Annotated in this window: 12 protein-coding genes; 5 read left to right on the forward strand and 7 right to left on the reverse strand. The window is 69.1% G+C overall.

What is annotated here, in order from left to right:
• Positions 1 to 317 precede the first annotated feature (317 nt).
• Complete coding sequence (locus DXK32_RS16585; RefSeq protein WP_114859527.1) at positions 318 to 1,715, forward strand: helix-turn-helix domain-containing protein; 1,398 nt, start codon at positions 318 to 320, stop codon at positions 1,713 to 1,715.
• Here DXK32_RS16585 and DXK32_RS16590 read toward each other — a convergent pair.
• A complete protein-coding gene (locus tag DXK32_RS16590) occupies positions 1,712 to 2,185 on the reverse strand; it encodes a hypothetical protein (protein WP_114859528.1) in 474 nt (157 codons plus the stop codon). The genes DXK32_RS16585 and DXK32_RS16590 overlap by 4 nt on opposite strands.
• Here DXK32_RS16590 and DXK32_RS16595 point away from each other — a divergent pair.
• Together DXK32_RS16595 and DXK32_RS16600 are read left to right on the forward strand one after the other, a co-directional pair.
• Positions 2,166 to 2,708, forward strand: a complete 543-nt coding sequence (locus DXK32_RS16595) for a hypothetical protein (RefSeq protein WP_162801213.1) — start codon at positions 2,166 to 2,168, stop codon at positions 2,706 to 2,708. The two genes, DXK32_RS16590 and DXK32_RS16595, sit on opposite strands and share 20 nt — an antisense overlap.
• Positions 2,705 to 3,982 carry a hypothetical protein gene (locus DXK32_RS16600; RefSeq protein WP_114859530.1) on the forward strand — a complete coding sequence of 426 codons (1,278 nt, stop codon included), beginning with the start codon at positions 2,705 to 2,707 and terminating at the stop codon, positions 3,980 to 3,982. The genes DXK32_RS16595 and DXK32_RS16600 overlap by 4 nt, the downstream gene beginning before the upstream one ends.
• A 220-nt stretch (positions 3,983 to 4,202) precedes the next feature.
• Here the strand turns inward: DXK32_RS16600 and DXK32_RS16605 are convergent, their stop codons facing one another.
• On the reverse strand, positions 4,203 to 6,329 hold the full coding sequence (locus tag DXK32_RS16605) for an ATP-dependent helicase (protein ID WP_114859531.1): 2,127 nt from the start codon (positions 6,327 to 6,329) through the stop codon (positions 4,203 to 4,205).
• A gap of 361 nt (positions 6,330 to 6,690) precedes the next feature.
• Here DXK32_RS16605 and DXK32_RS16610 point away from each other — a divergent pair, with 361 nt between their 5' ends.
• Positions 6,691 to 7,686, forward strand: a complete 996-nt coding sequence (locus tag DXK32_RS16610) for an AAA family ATPase (RefSeq protein WP_114859543.1) — start codon at positions 6,691 to 6,693, stop codon at positions 7,684 to 7,686.
• Positions 7,676 to 8,524 (forward strand): ParB/RepB/Spo0J family partition protein, encoded by an 849-nt coding sequence (locus DXK32_RS16615; protein ID WP_114859532.1) that lies wholly within the window; start codon positions 7,676 to 7,678, stop codon positions 8,522 to 8,524. Before DXK32_RS16610 ends, DXK32_RS16615 begins: the two co-directional genes overlap by 11 nt.
• A 393-nt stretch (positions 8,525 to 8,917) precedes the next feature.
• Here the strand turns inward: DXK32_RS16615 and DXK32_RS16620 are convergent, their stop codons facing one another.
• The 5 genes from DXK32_RS16620 to DXK32_RS16640 form a co-directional block, all read right to left on the reverse strand.
• Positions 8,918 to 11,464 (reverse strand): TIGR03986 family type III CRISPR-associated RAMP protein, encoded by a 2,547-nt coding sequence (locus tag DXK32_RS16620; protein ID WP_114859533.1) that lies wholly within the window; start codon positions 11,462 to 11,464, stop codon positions 8,918 to 8,920.
• Positions 11,457 to 12,071 (reverse strand): type III-D CRISPR-associated protein Csx19, encoded by a 615-nt coding sequence (gene csx19 / locus DXK32_RS16625; protein WP_114859534.1) that lies wholly within the window; start codon positions 12,069 to 12,071, stop codon positions 11,457 to 11,459. Before csx19 ends, DXK32_RS16620 begins: the two co-directional genes overlap by 8 nt.
• Positions 12,068 to 13,606 (reverse strand): RAMP superfamily CRISPR-associated protein, encoded by a 1,539-nt coding sequence (locus DXK32_RS16630; protein WP_162801214.1) that lies wholly within the window; start codon positions 13,604 to 13,606, stop codon positions 12,068 to 12,070. Before DXK32_RS16630 ends, csx19 begins: the two co-directional genes overlap by 4 nt.
• Positions 13,596 to 16,040 carry an RAMP superfamily CRISPR-associated protein gene (locus DXK32_RS16635; protein WP_114859536.1) on the reverse strand — a complete coding sequence of 815 codons (2,445 nt, stop codon included), beginning with the start codon at positions 16,038 to 16,040 and terminating at the stop codon, positions 13,596 to 13,598. The genes DXK32_RS16630 and DXK32_RS16635 overlap by 11 nt, the downstream gene beginning before the upstream one ends.
• A partial coding sequence (locus DXK32_RS16640; protein ID WP_205215738.1) for a Cas10/Cmr2 second palm domain-containing protein occupies positions 16,037 to 17,394 on the reverse strand: 1,358 nt, incomplete at its 5' end. The genes DXK32_RS16635 and DXK32_RS16640, both read right to left, overlap by 4 nt.

Raw genomic sequence — 17,394 nt, forward strand, 5'->3', positions numbered from 1 at the left:
GCGCCTCCAGCGCGTCTGCATGACGATTCATGCGCGCGTCTTCAGCAGGCCCGATCACGCCATCGGACAGGACATGTCAACGGCCAATCGAACGCGCACGAGAAACGACTAAGCCCAAGCCCCCCCTTCCGGAGAGCCTGGGCTTGGACGAGCCGACATGAACACATGACCGGCAGCAGTGTCAGGAAATCAGCCTCTAGACACTGCACCAGCCATTTGTGCCCGTCAACTGGAATCTTACGGTTCCGGTAACGCTGCTTCTGTGCCCGAGCGCTCCACCGATCGCGGGACAAGGTTCCGCCACGGGAGAGTTGTGCATGCAAGAATCCTTCTTCGTCCGAAAGCCCCCTCCCGGCCGGGCGCGCTTCGGTGCGGGCGACTACCGCGCCTCCGCCGCCGCCGCCTCGTTCGGCGGGCTTCCAGCTTCGCTGTCCCATCCAAAGCAATTGCTGGAACCGCTCCGCGCCGCGGGACGTCATCTGCCCTTCCCCCGCTGCGCTCTCGATACGCTGGCCTTCCTGCTCGATCACACCAGGCTCGAGGACTGGCGCCCTGGCCGCCGCCCCGTCGTCTGGCCGGGCAACGCGAGGATCGCCCAGGCCACCGGTCTGTCGATCGCCACGGTGAACCGTCACCTTGCCTGGCTGCGCGCGGCCTCCGCGCTGAAGCTGGAGCTCGGTCCCGGCAACCGGCGTCAGCCCGTTCGCGACAGTACGGGCCGGATCGTCGAGCTGTACGGGCTCGACCTGTCCCCCCTGGCCGATCTCCATCGACGCATGGTCGAGGTCGCCCGGCACCAGGCCGAGCGCGGCCGGGCGATGCGCAGCATCGTCGCCGGCATCCGTTGCCGGGCCGATCTGGCCCGCCAGCACGAGGATGCTGCATCCGCCGCCGGCGCCGGACCTGATGAGCCGGAGTGCGTCGAGCTGTCCGCCAACGCACGGCACGCGGACGCGCTGATCGCCGAGGCCAGGATGATCCTGCGCCGCGATGCGAGGGTCGACGAGGAGGGGCAGTCCGAGCATCTTGGCCGCCTCGCGGCGATCGACACCGAAATCCGGATGGTCGAGACGAGGTCCAGAGCGCTTGCCGAAGCCATCGTTTCCAAGGCTTTGGACGAGAAAACAATATGCGCGCATCCCAGCAACGAGACACATAACACTACAAGCTTAGACCATCCGCAGGATGGTATTCTGTATGGCTATGCGGGTGATGTAGCGTCCAGGTCTGTGGATAACTCCAGGTGGGAGAAGGGTGACGGGAACGACGGAGCGTCACCGGACCTGTTCCCGTTCGCTCCGGAATCGCAGAAGCCGGCCATGCCTCCTCCACGCTGGAACGGACGCCTGCTCGCTTCCGTCAGCCCCACCTTCGCCAGCGTGTTCGCACAGTATCGGACCGGGAAGTCCGGGCCGGAATCCGCCGATCTGGACGATCTTCGGATCGTCGGGCGAATCGCCGCCCTGCGCCTGGGGCTGTCGGACGTCTCGTGGAGTCGGGCGGTGGACCGGCACGGCGAAGTCCGGGCGGCGCTGTGTGCGCTGGTCGCCGGCGATCGTCCGGCGCATGAGATCCGAACATCGCGCGCGCAGATGCTCGCCGGCATGTACCTGAAACGGTCGGAAGACCTGAATCCGCTCGCCTCGTTGTTCGGCATGGCCGGTCGACGGTCGGCGGAACCGGCGGTCGACGCCGGACAGCGGCTCTTGTGTTAGGAGGCCGGGAATTGCGAACGCCCGGATGCCTTTCGCTTGGCGAGCCGGCGCAGCGGCCGGCGCACGGTGGCCTCGTGCAGGATGCCCGCCAGCAGGGCCAACAGAATCGCGCAACCGCCAAGGCTGCCGCCCCACAGAAGCCCGAATCCGGCGAGACACAATCCCGCCCGTTGGAGGACACGCCCTCGCCGGACCAGACGTTGGGAGGAACCGGATGACTTCGGCCCGGGCACCGGCGATGGAATCGCACGTTCCACCGCATCATCGGCCGGGATGCTGTCGTCGACGGGCGCGCCGGAGCCCGATGCCATGGCCAGTCCGGAAGCGGCGACGACGGCAAGAATGGCCGGAATGATCATCCAGAACGCGATCCAGGATGGCTCCAGGACCCCGTTGAGCAGGATCAGGCCGGCGGCGAAGGCCAGCACGGGCAGAATGAGGAAGGGAGCATTGGTCTTCCGCTCGGCCATCGTGCAGGTGCTCGACTTGTGGAAACGGTCGATCGTACCGTTCCTTGACCTTCGGTTTCGAGCCTGCGGAAAGGGACAGCGAATGCCGGAAAGCCGTCTTACGGTGGCAACGCTGCTGACCGGTGTGCTCTGGGTGCTGATGTGGAGCCGGCGGCGGCAGATCCGTAGGCAGGTCGTCGCCTGCGTTCTCGCGGGCGCGGCCCGTGACCTCGACGGTCTTCTGGCGGGACAGCCCGGTGGCCCATCGGGAACACTGCCGGACGGTGGCCGGATCTCGTCCGCGGCATGGCGCTCGGCGGCCGCCGGAATTCCCCGCATCGTCAACCCGCTGATGCCGGACCGGCCGTCGCTGCAGGCCCTGGCGCTCCTCGCCGGCGATCGCGGCTGCCTGTACGCATTTGCGCGGCGCGGTTGGCGTCTCGATCCCGAGGGTGACCATTGCGTCCTTCGGGTCGCCTTCCATCTGCATGGCCCGGACGAGCTTCGGGCTCTCGCCCGGGCGTCCTGTGGTGTCGCTCCGTGACCGGAAGCTCGCGCCTGGTCGGCTGGTTCCTCTGGCTCGTGCTGACGGTATGGCCGTTCAAAACGGCGCTGTGGATCGGCTGCGGCTTCGACGTCCTGAACACCGGCCACTATGCCTATGTGTGGGCCGCCTTCCTCGCCGGTGCCCGTTTCCACACCCCGGCGCAGATCCTGTTCCTGCTGAGCTGGCCTGCCCTTCTGCTGTGGTGTTGGGCGACCCTTGTCGCTCTGCCCTTGCCGACCGTCTTCGCGCGTTTGCTGGATCACTGGCTCGACCGGCGGGCCCGGCGGCATCACGCCGACGAAGCTCCGGCGCCGGCGGACGACGGCCTCCCCTCCCCCTTCGCCGGTCTCGGGACCGCCCTGCCCGCTCCGCCGGTCCAGGCTGTCCGGAGCGAGGACAAGGTGATGCCGCCTCTGCCGCCGGCGCCGGCGATGGCCTCCGTCCCGGCCCATCCGGCGTCCCACGGCGCTCCGCAACGGTCTCCAGCGGCACCACGGCCACCGGCTCCGCCGCCCGCACCCGCGGACGAGTACCGGCCGCCCGATCTCGAGGCTCCCTTGTCGGTGGCCGAGCTGGCGGCGATCCTCGATCTGGTCCCGGACGAACGGCGCCGTGACGAGCTGCGGGACGCCATCGCCCGGGTCGATCCCGAGCTCCAGGCGACCATGACCGCCGTGGTCGCCGTATCGGCCGCCGCCCAGATGGAGCATGACCGGATCTGCGAGGCGCAGGGCAAGCGGCCAGCCTTGGCCACCGACGTTCCCTGCGACGATCCGGAATGGATGGAGCCCTTTCTGGAAGGGCTGCAGGCCTGCAACACCGCGGTGTGGGAACTCAACAGCTACGACGGATCGAACCGCGGCTTCGTTGCGCTCGGGGGATCGGGCATCGCCGTCATTCTGGCCTGGACGCGGCCTGGTCCGTGGATCGATCGCGGCGACCGGTGGACGGGAGCGGCGGACGTCGCATGCCTCTCGCCCGTCCTCGGAGTCGACATTCTGCTCAAGCAGCTTTTGAAGACGATCGACGGTTCCCCGGAAACCGCCAACCGCCTCACCTCCTGCCAAGCCATCGTGCTGATGGCGGAAGGCACGATCGTGCCGGACGAGGAGACCGAGCGCCGCTGGGACAGCAAATCCGTACAGGTCTGCACTCTCGCCGCCGGGGATCGGATATCCCTCATGGCGGCGATCGGCCCGCATCCACGGTCGCCCGACGATCTCATCGCCGCGGCACTGGACCGGGCAGGGCTGAAGCGCCTGTCGAACTGACGGTGGGGAGGTCAGCAGGCGGCGCGCCGGGCGTAGTTGACCGAGGCCTCGGCGCGCCTTGAGCTGGAGACTTCCGTTCATGTTTCCATGAAATCAGAGGTCTCCACTTATATAGACCGGGCACGGTCGTGCGTCAACGCGCCGGCGCGCGACAACACTCCAGGCGTCCCGGCTCGGAGCACGCCCTTCGATGCACCGATGAGCCCCGGCCGGGAGGTCGTCAGGGCTCCGCCGGTGCCGCCGAATTCGCCTCGCAGGTCCAGGCGGCGAGCAACGCCGCGTCATTCAGCGCTGCCGCCGGAATGCTCCGGCGCCGGGTCCGGGCCAGGGTCCGGGCCGCGGCGAGCGCGTCGGCCGACGGGCGTCGCCGGCGCATCCGACTCCAGCTCCGTCCCTCGATGCGGAGCGTCTCCTGTTCGGGGATCTCGTCGATGAAGCGGCTCGGGGCCGTCGAGGTATGGACGACCGTCAGGCGTTCGTGCGGACGGGTCATGCCGACATACATGCCGTTCCGTTCCTCCTCGATGCCGCGGCCGCCATCGTGCATTTCGGCGCGGATGGCGTGGGCCGACGGAAAGATGCCCTCGTCGACACCGAAGAGATAGGCCTCGTCGTCTTCGAGCCCCTTGGCGGCGTGCACGGTCATCAGCCGCACCGGCGCGTCGTCGCGTTCGGCCTGGGCCGCCCGTTCCGCCCGGTCGTGCAGCGCGGCGGCACTGCCGACCTCCCTGGCCACCTGCAGCAGCTCCGCCACGTTGTCGAGGCGCTCGTCCGCGCGCGGATCGTCGGCGGCCCGCCAGTGTTCCTCGTAGCCGGCGGCGTCGAGAAGGCCTTGAAGGCGGTCGGCGAAGCCGCCGGAGGAGGCCGTGTCCCGCCACCCGGCCATGGCGTCGGCGAGGGCGCGGGCGCCGGACGCCTGGACGCCCCGCAGCATCCCGGCGTCGGCAAGGCGACGCCCAGCCTCCACCAGATTGCCGGCGCCGGCTGCGGCGCGGATGCGCTCCATGGCGACGTCGCCGAGTCCGCGGGGCGGAAAATTCGCGATGCGCTCCCAGGCGTCCGCGTCGGCGGGATTCACGGCGAGCGCCAGATAGGCGAGGGCGTCGCGGACCTCGAGACGGCCCCAGAACCCGACATCCCCGACGACGGTGTAGGGGAGGTCCGCATCGATCAAGGCCTCCTCGACGACCCGGCTCAACCAGTTCGCCCGGTACAGCACCAGCGTTCCGGGTTCGTCGTCGCACTCGGCCCGCCTCAGGCGGATGTCGTCGGCAAGCCAGTCCGCGGCGTCCTCAAGTGACTCGGCGCCGACCACACGGACCGGGGGGCCGCCATCGCGGCGGGTGGGGTCCGGCCGCAAGGTCTTGGCGAAGCGGCGCTTGTTGTTGGCGATCACGGCGTTGGCGCAGGCGAGGATGACCGGTGTCGAGCGGTAGTTGATCTCCAGCCGCACCATGCGGCAGGGCGTCCATTGGTCGGGGAAGCCCAGGATGTTGCCGACGTCGGCCCCACGCCACGCGTACAGCGACTGGGAATCGTCGCCGACGGCGCAGACGTTGCGGTGATCCCGCCCGAGCAAATGAACGAACAGCGCCTGCTGGACGTTGGTGTCCTGGTACTCGTCGATGTGGATGTACCGGAAGCGGCCCGCGACGTCGCGCCGGTAGCTTTCATCGCCCTCCAGCGCCTTGACCACCCACAGCAGCAGATCGCCGAAGTCCGCCAGATTGTCCTCGCGCAGGATCGCCTGGTACGCCGCGTACACCTGGGCGGCCGTGGCGACATCCTCCGGAACCTCATCTCCCCCGTACTTCGTTCCGATCCATCCGGCGACGGACGCCTCGTCGGGCGTGATCCCTTCGTCCTTCATGGTGGCGATGGCGGCCGCGGCGGCCTGCACGGCGTCGCGGTCGTCGTGACCTTCGATGCCGGCGTCTTCCATCGCGATGCGGACGGCCCTGCGCGACTGTGCGGCGTCGGCGATCTCGAACCCTTTGGCGAGGCAGGCGATCCAGGGGCGTTCGGCCAGCAGGCGGCGGGCGATTGAATGAAAGGTGCCGACCCAGATCTGGCTCGCGCGTTCCTCGCCGATCATCTCCGACAGCCGGTCCTTCATGACTTCCGCGGCGTCGTTGGTGAAGGTCAGCGCCAGGACCTGATAGGGGCGTGCGCGCCGCTCCGCGATCAGATGGGCGATGCGGGCGGTCAGGGTTTTCGTTTTGCCGGTGCCGGCTCCGGCGAGCACCAGTAACGCGCCGTCCAACGCCGTGGCCGCCTCGCGCTGCTGGTCGTTCAGACCGCTCAGGGGATCAGTGCGCCGCCTCGTCCCACGATACCGGTCGAACATGCTGCTTTTCTCCCGCCTCTGCCGTGCCTTCCACGGCGGAGGTCCCGCGTGGTCAGGGGGATTTCAGCATGGAAGGGGAGGGCGGTTCGAGCATTGGCATCGTCAAGAAATCAACGGTGACCCGACCCAGTGCATGGTCTGGATATCTGGTCGCATCCGGCAAGGCGGAGGCATGCAGTCTGCCGGCTCGGAATTAAGTTAACTTAAGCACGCAAAAGGAGATTTTTCGCCAAATTATTGCAACCTGAAGAAGGATTTTGGCTTCCGTCTTGTTGAGGCAATGATGGCGAAAGTAAGTTGACATTGTTGAGGATCATGGCGAAGAATGCGAGTGCACAGTCAGAAGGGAGAGCCCACGATCATGGCCGGAGAAAGCCTCAAGGGACTGCGCGAAGAGCGCGGGTGGAGCCAGACCGAACTGGCGTCGTGGCTCAACGAAAGCCTGGGTCGCAAGTACGACCGGGCCCAAATCTCGCGCTGGGAGAGCGGGTCGGAGCGGACTCCCAAGGCGGTCGTGGACGCTGTCGAAACGGAACGCAGCACGGACCGGCCACGCCATGCCATGGTGGTGATGTGTGGGTCGGCAAAAGGGGGAGTTTCGAAGACGACGTCGGCCCTTTGCTTGGCCTATTGCTTGCTCGCTCAAGGTTCAAAGGTTCTGCTGATCGACTGTGACAGCCAGGGCAGCGCCACGGTACATCTCGGCTACTCGCCCACCCAGATGGACCAGATGGAGGCTGAACGCCGCACCTTGTACTACGCACTGGCGGATGACAAGCCCTTCACCGACTACATCATCCAAACCCCTGAGCCGCGGCTCGACCTCGTTCCAGCCTTCATGAGTTTGGCCGACGCCGATGTCGAGCTTGCTCTTGGAAAGCTGGCTCCCCTCCGGCAGCGCATCGGCGAAGTTCGAAATCACTACGACTTCATCGTGCTCGACACGGCCCCGAACCTGGGCGCTGTTACCGTCAGCGCACTCGAGGCGTCGGATCTGCTTCTGGTGCCGTGCCAGACCGAGGCATTGGCTCTTGTTGGCCTGAGGAATGTCCTGCGCTCGCTGGAGAACCTGCGCCGCCGTCGAAATCCCGGCTTGCGCATGCTTGGAATCCTCCCGACGCTTTTCTCCGCGCGCCTGACTCAAGATCAAGCGACCCTGGACGACCTGCGCCGGGGCTACGGCGATCGCTACCGCATATTCGACCCCATCCCAAGGGCAACCGTATTCTCTCAAGCGGCCGCGTCGGGTGTGATTCCCCTTTCCGCCGTCAAGAACGTTCCTGGGCGCGCCGTCTTCGAAGAGATTGCCGCTGCCGCTCGCACCGCCGCCAAGGAGATGACGGCCCATGTCGCGTAAGCTCTCCCGTCGCACCGACCTGACCGCGTCGGCCGAGGTGACCGCGCCGGCGCCAAAGGCGTTCGGCCTTTCCGACGACTTCCCTTCGGTGCTGGAACTGGATATCGACCGCATCGACCGTCACACGCACCAACCACGCGCCCAACAGGACGATGCCTCCCTTGAAGAACTGCGGCAGTCTATCGAGCGGCACGGTCTGATGTACCCGATCTTGGTCACCTCCAGGGGCAACAGCGGCTATGCCCTGGTTGGCGGCGGACGACGCCTGCGGGCTTTCGAGTTGCTGGGACGGACCACGATCTTCGCACGGGTGTTGTCCGGGGACCCCGACGAACTGGCGCTTGTCGACAATCTGCAGCGCAAATCCCTGAATGCCGTTGAGACGGCCCGATCCCTCGACGGCCTCCGGAATAAGCACGGCTACACCCAGGACAAACTGGCCGAGGTGGTCGGCAAAACCCCCGCGGCGATCTCGCGGGCGCTCGGTATCCTAACTCTGCCGCAGGACGTGCTTGATGAATACATGACCCTCGCTGACCGCGTACCGCAGACGACATTGGAAGAAGTTGCAGCAGCACCCAGCGAAGAGGGACAGCGAAAACTGTGGGGCCTAGCCAAAAAGGGTGCGACGGCAAAGGCGATCACCGAGCAGCGTCAGGAGATGAAGCGCAAGGAACCGGAGAGCCTTGTGCTGAGGAAGCGCGCTGCCGGAGCCGCGGTCAGGGGCTTGATTCAGGGGGTCGCCAAGCTTGAGGAGAATCGTGAGGGCATTGGCGCCGCCGAGCGGGCGGCGCTTGAGGCCGTGCGGGCAAAGCTAACTGCCCTCCTCGTTGATTAAGTCGATTTAAGCTCGCTTGGCGTGTGGAGGCTGTCGCGGTTTTCTCCACCTGGGATTTTATTATGTACCTATGGCAAGAGGCCGAGTGTTGGCGGGTGGGTCTGAGGTGATGTGGGGGATGGCCCTTTGCCCGAATTCCGGTGAAAAGCGTTGGATGTCGAAGCGTACCGTCTCGCAGCTCACCATGAAGCTGCGTGCCGGCAGCAATGCCTCGACCGTTCGCTAACTGCGCGCCAAACGGAAGTGCAGCCAAAGCGCCGCCGCAATGATCGATGGGATAGCGATAGCCGGCGTAGCGGGGAGCGGGGCTTGTCGCCAAGCCCTGCCGCAACCCGCCACCATCGGCCCTGGCATCTGGGTGGCCGGCAAGTTGACGGCACCCGTCCATCGCACTCAGGTTTCCGATGGCCAGAGGGGGAGTGGGGCGGGAGGGGTGTCGAGGTCCGGCAGGGCGGAACGACCGCCTTCCCGATCATTCTCCACGAACCAGCGGAAGTTCTCGCCCCGGGCGCGCGGGCGCGGGTGCCCCCGGTCGTCGGGAAGGACGGCCCGTGGATAATGGACCGGCGCACGGTCCGTCCCCAGGCCGCGCGCGGCGGTGAGGAAGGCCGCGATCCAGGGAACGCGCTCGAACGGGAGCGCGCCGCCTTGACAGGCGGCCTTCACCGCATGTTTGAAGCGTTCGATGGCGCGCTGCCCGGCCGACCCGGTCTCGGCGACCGGGGACAGGCTGCGGTAGCGGTCGGCCAGCGCGGCACCATCGGCCAGCTCCGCCTTGATCATGCGCAGGCGGACGCTGCCGAAACCCAGCGGCTTGCCGCCGCCGAAGCGGTGGACCGCCTCGTCCGGAAGGTCGAGAAGCCAGAGCAGCGCCCCAAGCTCCTCGTCGGTGAGGTGGCCGACGTCGATCGCGAAACGGAAGCTGCTGCCCGGCCGGACCCAGGCGTCGACCGACCGGTTCTGGTCGTCCTGGCGTCTGTCCTTGGGATCGTCGGAGGGCGCGCGCAGATACTCGCGGAAACGGCCCGCATGCGCCAGGGGGGCGTCCGCCGAAGCCGTCCAATACCCCTCGGGCAGCGCCTTGTGATGGGGATAGACCTTGCGCCCGCGCAGACCCTTGCCGAGCGTGTATCCGGTGTTCTTCCGGTCCGTGCCAGTGGGCTGCGCGCGGCCCTGGTCGTCGGCGGCAACATAGAAGCGGGCGTAATGGGGCTTCGGCTGGCCCAGAATGGCCAGGGGCAGGGGCGGGTCGAAGCGGTCCACCGCCACGGTATCCGCAATGGGTTCCACCGGCCCGATCCGCAGGTTGCCGCGGCTGGCCCCGGCGCCCTTGCCGTTCACCCAGCCGAACACGCGGTCTGCCGGCGACAGTTCATCCCTAGCGGTTGCCGGGTGAAGCGACGGCGGGAGCAGCGTCGACGGCGCCACCGGGTGCAGGTCGCGTGAGATCATCACCGGATAGAGGCCGAGAATGCGTCCGCTGGCCGGATCGATGCGGGCGTGGCACAGCGTGCCGTCGCGCAGGACGGCGTGGGAGTCGTCGTAGAGATGGGCCGACCACGCCGTCTGACCCGGCTCCCGCCCGCGGAAGGCGGCGTAGGACGCGCGCGCCTCCGCGGAGTCCGGCGCGGCCTTGCCCCGGCGCTTCTCCAGGTCCTTCTCGTGGATGGCCCGATAATCGGCGATCAGGTCGTCCCACGCGGCGCGCCATGCCGGATCGAGGGCGAAGGACGGCGGCTTGGCGGCGGCGGTGAAGAAGACGCGCTCGTCGTGTTTTTTCGAGAAATTCTGGTTGGTGATGCTCACCCAGCCTTCGACCGTGCGCTGCTCCTCCAGCGGCTCGTGCCAGTTCGCGCCGTCGCGGCGGGCGAAGTCGCGCTGGCCGGACGGCGGCACCGGGGTCGCCCCGCCGTCGGCCCGCGCGATGGCGATCACCCGCCAGTACTCGAATGACGCCTCGTGCTGGCTGCGCCCGCGATTCCAGCGGTGCTGGCGGTAGCGCCGGATCAGGCAGCGTACCCGGTCGCCGTGCTGCGGCAGGCTGCCGTCCTCGGTGTAGGTCAGGGCCCTGCGGTTCTCGCTCTCCGGCCGCCCGGCGGTGTAGCGCGGGAGCCAGGCGGCGCAGGCCGTCGGAGGCGCGGAATCCGAGCGCAGGATGCTCTCGTGGTTGGCGCCAAGGCACAGCTCCACCCGCCCGTCGCGGATGCGCGCGGGCACCATGCCCAGCGCGTCTTTCGATTCCATGCGCCGGCCGAGCCGCCGGTCATGCTCCGTGAAAATCCCGAAGCGGGAGTTGGTGACGGCCTCGTAGGCGGCGCGCAGCATGCCCTTCACCGCCGTCGGCGGAATGTCGGGCGTGCCGTCCGCGCGCGTGCGCAGGGGAAGGATCTTGTGGCCGTTCTCCAGGTCTCGGGCGCCGGTGGCGTCGGGAACCAGCAGCGGCGTCTCCGCCGTCATCTCCACGATGATGCGGCCATAATGGAGCCCGGCGTGGAAACGGTCCTGCGACGGCGCCCGCCGGTCGCCGAGCGGCTTGTTCCCGTCCGTGTCGCGCGGCGGGGCGGGAATGAAGGAGTAGGGGTTGTGGTGGTGATGGCCGGACTCCCGGGCGGTCCGCGCCTGCCGGCCCGGTCCGGGCCGCCCGTTCTGAGCGCGCCCGGGTTGGGGCGTGCGGGCCAGCGGCGGCGCGGACCGCCCGGGATCGACCCACGAACCGCCCCGCGGGCGGATGCGCACCGGCTTGCCGCCGGCCAGCTCCAGTTCCACCTCGATTTCCGGCTCGGTGCGCTGGGCGAGGTCGGCGGAGAGCTGCTCCAACTGAAAGGCGCCGGGGGCGGTCATGTCGCCCTTCTTGTTCCGGTAGGACAGACGGCGGATCGGCGGTTGGCCCGGTTTGCTGTTCGGCGCAAAGACAAGGAGTCCGGGAGTCAGATCAGTCATCGCTGGGAGCCTCCGGCGGAAATTCGGGCGAAGCCATGATCAGGCCGGTCAGCCGTTCCTCGACGATATAGGCGTTGCCGTGCGTGGCCTCGGCGGCGGCGTACTCAACGGCGGTCAGGGCGGCGTACTGGTCCTTGCCGACACCGCCGATGGGGGCGCAACGGGTGCCGATCCGCGCCGTGCCGAGCGTCGAATGGCGGTCGTCCGAATGGCGGTCGTCGCCGCCGCCGGTTCCCCGGCCCCACAGGACGTAGCGCCGGTCGAAGGCGGCGATGATCGGGGGCGTGTCGATCGCTTCCAGCTTGATCGCTTCCAGACCGGACCGGTCCGGAAGGACGGAGTCCGTCAGCAGCACCGCGTCTCCTTCGCCATCGCCGAGCGGATCGCGCAGCCAGCGCAACTCGGCGTTCCTGCAAAAGATCCGCGCCTCGAACGTGTTGGCGGGAAGCGGGCGCACATCGTCGAGCCAGTCGAACACGCATGTCTCGGGCGTGTAGAGCAGGACCCGCGCCGCCTCCCATGCCGGGCCGGCCTCGCGGAACGCCGCGACGGCCTTGTCCAGCGTCACGGGGCCGGACAGGCGCCAGCGATTCAGATTCACCGTCATGCCGCTCCCCGCTGCTTTGCCGCCGCGCCGTCGATCCAGCTCCGCCATGCCTCGGCGAGCCGATCGCGCTGATCTCCCGCGATGTGGGCGAGGAGCCCGCCGTCGAGCGTCCGCCCTTTCAGCCCGCCGAGCACCGCCCTGACCGTGGCGTCGGTCCTGGCCGTGACATCGTCGCCGGACGGCACGGCGGTGCCGTCGTCCTCAAGGTCTATGCTCCGCACCGCGATGGCGCCCATGCCCCGGTTGCCCGCGAAGCCCATGGGCAGGCGCCCCGCCGCCAGATCGTCGAGCACGAGCAGGAGCAGCGACAGGGCGGCCAGAGTCTCCTCCGGGTCCAGGCGGGTCAGGTCGAGTTCGAGCACCAGGGGGCGCCAGGTCACGCCGCGCGGCTCCAGCACGCTGAACAGCAGCCCCTCCGCCGCGCCGCCCGTCCAGCGGTCGATGGCGACGTGGTGCGCAGCTCGCCAGCCGGGCGCCTTGCCCTCGGCAATCATGGCCCGATGGCCGTCGGCGTCGGTTTTCCATTCGCCGTAGCAGTCCTCCACGGACAGCGCGCCGCGCCCAAGGCGCGGCTCCTCCGTCTCGCCGGGATCTCCGAACAGCGCGCGGACCAGCGGGACCCGCACTTGGTCGAGAAAATGTCCGTCCGCCGACAGATCGAGGAGCGTTCGCACGATGCGCTCCGCCTGCGCGCGCAGCACGCCCTTCACACCGGCTCCGGTCAGCAGGGGGCGGATCGTATCGCCCTCCCGGCCCATCAGGGGAAGCGCGTCCACCGCCAAACCGTCCAGCGCCGCCCGTGACATGACCGGACCGAGCGGCTCCCATGTCAGGGCGATGCGCAGCCGCCGGGACGCGGCGGGTGTTGCGCCGCTCCGGTCCATCGCGTCCAGCGACACGGCGGAGCCGTTCGTCCGCAAGGTTTCGAGAATGCCCTTGCGGTCCTCCAGCGCCTGCCGGCGGATGAGAAGACCATCCTTCTTCAGAGCGACGCGCCCGAGGCCGCGCGTGCGCCCGGCGCCGAGCGGGATGCGCCCCTCGGCCAGCGCGGTGAGGAAATGCGCCAGCATCGCTTCGATTTCCGCACGCGATTGCTTGCGCTCCACCTCGACCGTGATCGACAGGCCCAAGGCGGTTCCCGCGGGCAGCACCGCGCGGTCGTGCTTGATGCGGTCGGCGGCGGCGCCGTGAATGCGGTCGATGCCGACGCCGTCGCGCAATTCCACCGCGCCGCCCGGGACGGTGAGAGGCGCATCCTCGACGATGATGAAGCTGGCCCAGCCGTCGTTCGGACTGCCCGACTTCTTCGGCACGGTCCCCCACAGGCTGGCCGTGTCCTTGGCGCCGAACGCCGCCTCCCACCAGGCGCGGAAAGCCCCCGCGAGGCTGGTGCCGGGAATGCACCAGCGGTTCGCTCCGTCGCGCGCCAGGGGGAGGTCGGTGTCCGGATCGCCGACCATCCCGCCGACATGAATGGCGGTGCGGGCGACCAGCGTCCCGGCCACGCGCCAGCGTTCGATCAGGTCACGCGGCATGGCCGGTCTCCTCCCCGCTCGTTCCGCCGGCGGCACCATCCAGCGCACGCTTGTGATTGTGGAACACCGACTGGAGGAAAGCCCGCACCGCTTCCGCCCACAACTCCGTCTTCACGGCATCGGCCGTACGGCCGGTGAGGGACGGGGGCGGGCGGAGATGCCCGCCGAGCCGCGTCCACACCGCGTCCCGATCCTCGAAGAGCGCCATGAAGGCTTTACGGGTCTGCTCCGGCCAGCGCTTGCGCCGCTGCTTCACCGATTCCAGTTGATCGAACCAGCCGAGCACGGCGGGGGCGTCCTGCCATGTCCGCAACGCCTGCACCTGGACCCGAAGGTTGCCGAGCTGGCTCATCCCCGGCGCCCCATCGCCGTTCGGCGTGAGCCACATCGCCTTACGAACCTCCTCGTCGGCACCGGCCACCAGGGCCGCCTGCCGCAGGGCGTCGCGCCATGCCTCCTCCTCGATCCGTTCGGCGAAGTCGCCGCCGACGGCGGGTGCGGCTGGACGATCCCCGGCTTCCGTTTCCGCCCGCTCGTCCGCAAGCGCGAGGGTGCCGCCGGCCAGCAGGGGCGGGTCGATGGCGATGGCGCCATAGCCTTCGGCCCGCCGCTCCCCCAGACCTTCCGCTTCCAATGCGCGCAGCGTCTCCGCCGATGGAGGTGGACTGACGCGCAGCACGGCGCAGGAGCCGGCCGCGATGGCGACCAGCGAGGGACGCGGCAGCCCCCAGCCCTCGTGCCAGGATTCCAGCCGGCGGGTGCGGATGGCTGTGCGGACCAGCCCTGATACGGGGGGCGTGACCGTTACCGAACCGCCCAGCACCCGCTCCACCGCCTCGGCCAGATCGGCCGCGCGCACCGCGGGGCGGAGTGCCGGGCCGCGCAGCAGCAGGTCGCTCTGGCACCAGACGACGATGTCGGCGGCGTCCGCTCCGGTGAGCGGCGCCGCTGCGGCCAGCGGCTGGCCGGTCACCAGGGGGCCGGCGACCTCGATACGGACGGCGCCGAAGTCGTCCTTCTTGCTGCGGCCCAGCCGATGCCCACCCGTCAGGCGCTCGCGGACGGCCGGTTCCTCCAAAGCCCCGGCAAGCCCCGGCCGGGCCAGGATCTCGCTGCGCAGGACCGTGCCCGCGGGAATCGCCCGGTAGGCGTAGAGGCCGCCGACCTTCTCCGTCGGACGCTGCACGGAGTCGTCGATGGTGTTGTGGGTGTGGAGCGTGAAGGCGACCGTGCCATGGTGCAGTCCCGCCGCATCCTCGACCACATAGCCGCCGCGGACGGGCTTGAGCTGCTCCTTCCGGTCGATCCGCAGGCGGTTGATGACGGTCTTGTCTGGCGAGTCCTTCACCCGTGCCAGGACGGCGGGTGCCGGCAGGCCGCGCCGGCCGCCGACCTCAGGAGTCAGGGGCAGGACCCGCAGATCGCCGCGCCGCACCGCCGCCCTCACCCGAGCGGATGAGACGGAGGAGGATGCGTTCAGCGCCCGCGTGACCACGGGCAGCAGCAGCGTGCCCGGCACGAAATCCAGTGACTCCCCGACATTGCCCAAGGTGCGCGCCGGCACCGACAGCGGCGTCTCCAACCGCACCGTCAGCGGCAACCGGGCGAATCCGCCGTTGTCCGCCGGTTCGGGAGCGGTTCCGCCGTCATCGGCGGCCAGCGCTCCACGCGCCGTGCTTTGCGGCATCGCCGGCGCGTCCGGATGCGCGTCGAGCCAGTCGAGCGCGGCCTCGACCGCCACGTCGCCATGGCCCTCGATGGTCAGCCGGACGCGACCCGCGCCGCGCCGCCGCTTGCCGCCCAGCGCCTCGACCAGCCGCGTCGCGGCGAGCAGCAGGGCGGACATGGCGGCCAGCGCCTCCTCCCCGGCGTCATCGGGCAGCTCCAGCGTGGCGGGCGCCTCCAGCACCGCGCCCAGCCGCGCCATTTCCTCGAACCGCAGATGCTCGTCCAGCGCCCGGCCGCGCAACGGGTCCATTGCGACACCGGGCTTCACGAAGGTCAGGGCCGCGCGCAGGGGCGCCATGTCCTCCGGCTTCAGGGCTTCCACCAAGGCCTTCGGAAAGCGTGCCGGGCGCACCGACAGCGCCGCCGGGCGGGGAGGGGCGGCATCGGCCTTGCTGTTCAGGCTCGGCTGAGAGCCGAACAGGGTTTCCACGACCGCCCGCCAGCCGGACCCGCCGTTGTCGAGCGCCGCGGCCAGCCGCTCGCAGGCGTCCCGGTAGATTCCGGTCAGGCTCTTCGCCGGGACGAAGGGCAGCCCGTCGCCGTCGCGGGCGACCAGCCGGTCGATCCCGCCCGGCTGCCCCGCCCCTGTGCCGACGTGCCAGTCGGACAGCATCTCCAGCCGCAGCGTCAGCGCCGTGGCCCCACCGCCAGACCGCGCCAGCCGGAAGCCGTCGCCTTGCGCCATCATGCCCGAGCCCCCCGTCATCGCCAGAAGTCCATGAGGTCGAGCGCGTCGGGAAGCCGCGCCGTGTGCTCCGGCTTGTCCGGCCCGTCGTCGGGAAGCCGCACGAAGAGGCTGGCCGTGCGCGGGTCGGTGCTGTCGAGCAGCCGTGCCCAGGCGTCCTTCACTCGGGACGGCGCGTCCTTGTGCTCGCGGCCCAGAACGGCGCGCAGGCGGGCATTGGCCACATCCATCCCGTCCTGCGCCGCCGCGCACAGGTCGTGCAGCACGCTGTTGGGCAGCCGAGCCTCGCGATCGAGATCCCCGCCGCCGCGCGGCATCACCGGCATGACCCGCTCCAGCCAATCCCAACCGCGCACCTTGGCCCAGTCCCGCGCCCTGACGTCGAGGTCCGCGTCGTCCGGCGCGCGCACGACGAAGGGACGGACGGTCAGCGCCGCTTCTCCATCGCGCGAGCGAAGCCGCTCCCGCACCAGCCCCAGATCGTCGCCGCTGCTGTCGAGGTGGACATGCACGTCGAGCGCCGCGAAGGGCAGGATATCGTCCCCGCGCCGGAAGACGCGCTTGCCCCCCTTCGCCGATTCCAGCAGGTCGCAGGCGAGTTCGTAGGCCGCGTGGTGGGGATAGTGGGGCTTGACCAGAGCGACCCCGGCGCAGACACCGAGCGGGCCCTTCCAGACCTTCTGGATGTGTTCATTGGCGGCGGTCTCGTCCATGAATCGGGTGACGTAATCGGCCGCCAGCCGCACGGCCATGGTGCCGTCGCACAGCGCGGTCAGGTCATCGCCGCCCAGAACCATCGGCACCACCGGCAGCGGCTTGCCGGACTCCGCCCCGCGCCGCGCGTCGAGCGCCGCCAGCGCCCCGGCGAAGGCTTTCCGGGTGCAGTCGTCCAGTGCCCGGGAGAAGTTCCGGTAACGCTCGATGTAGGCACGGGCGGGCTCGTCCCGTCCGACGTGTACATCAAAGTTGAGAAACAGGCGGCCCAGCCCGTTGCCATCGGCGTGGATCAGCCCGACCCAGTCCATCGCCTCGTTCGCGGCCTCCATCTCGGTGACGTTCTTGTGGAACGTCAATGCGGGAGCGTCGTCTTGGATGCTGCCCACGATGCGTTTCCAGCCCGGCTTGCTGAACGCCTCCTTGGCATTGGACGGCGCGCTTACGAGGTCGATCGTGTTGGCATCGGATGAGTAACGGATCGGGTGGCTTGCGGGCAGCCCGGACCGGCCACAGGGCGCGACCACGGGAAGCCGTTGGAAGCGCGCGTCGGGGGAGGGCAGATCGGCGCCCAGCCGTTCGTGCTCGGCGAACAGTGCCTTTAATTGTAGAAGTTTAGACTGAACCTGACAGTTGGCTAAAATGGCGGGGAGAATGGCCG

The organism is Azospirillum brasilense, from assembly GCF_003349955.1.
In the GTDB taxonomy this organism is placed as follows: domain Bacteria; phylum Pseudomonadota; class Alphaproteobacteria; order Azospirillales; family Azospirillaceae; genus Azospirillum; species Azospirillum brasilense_B.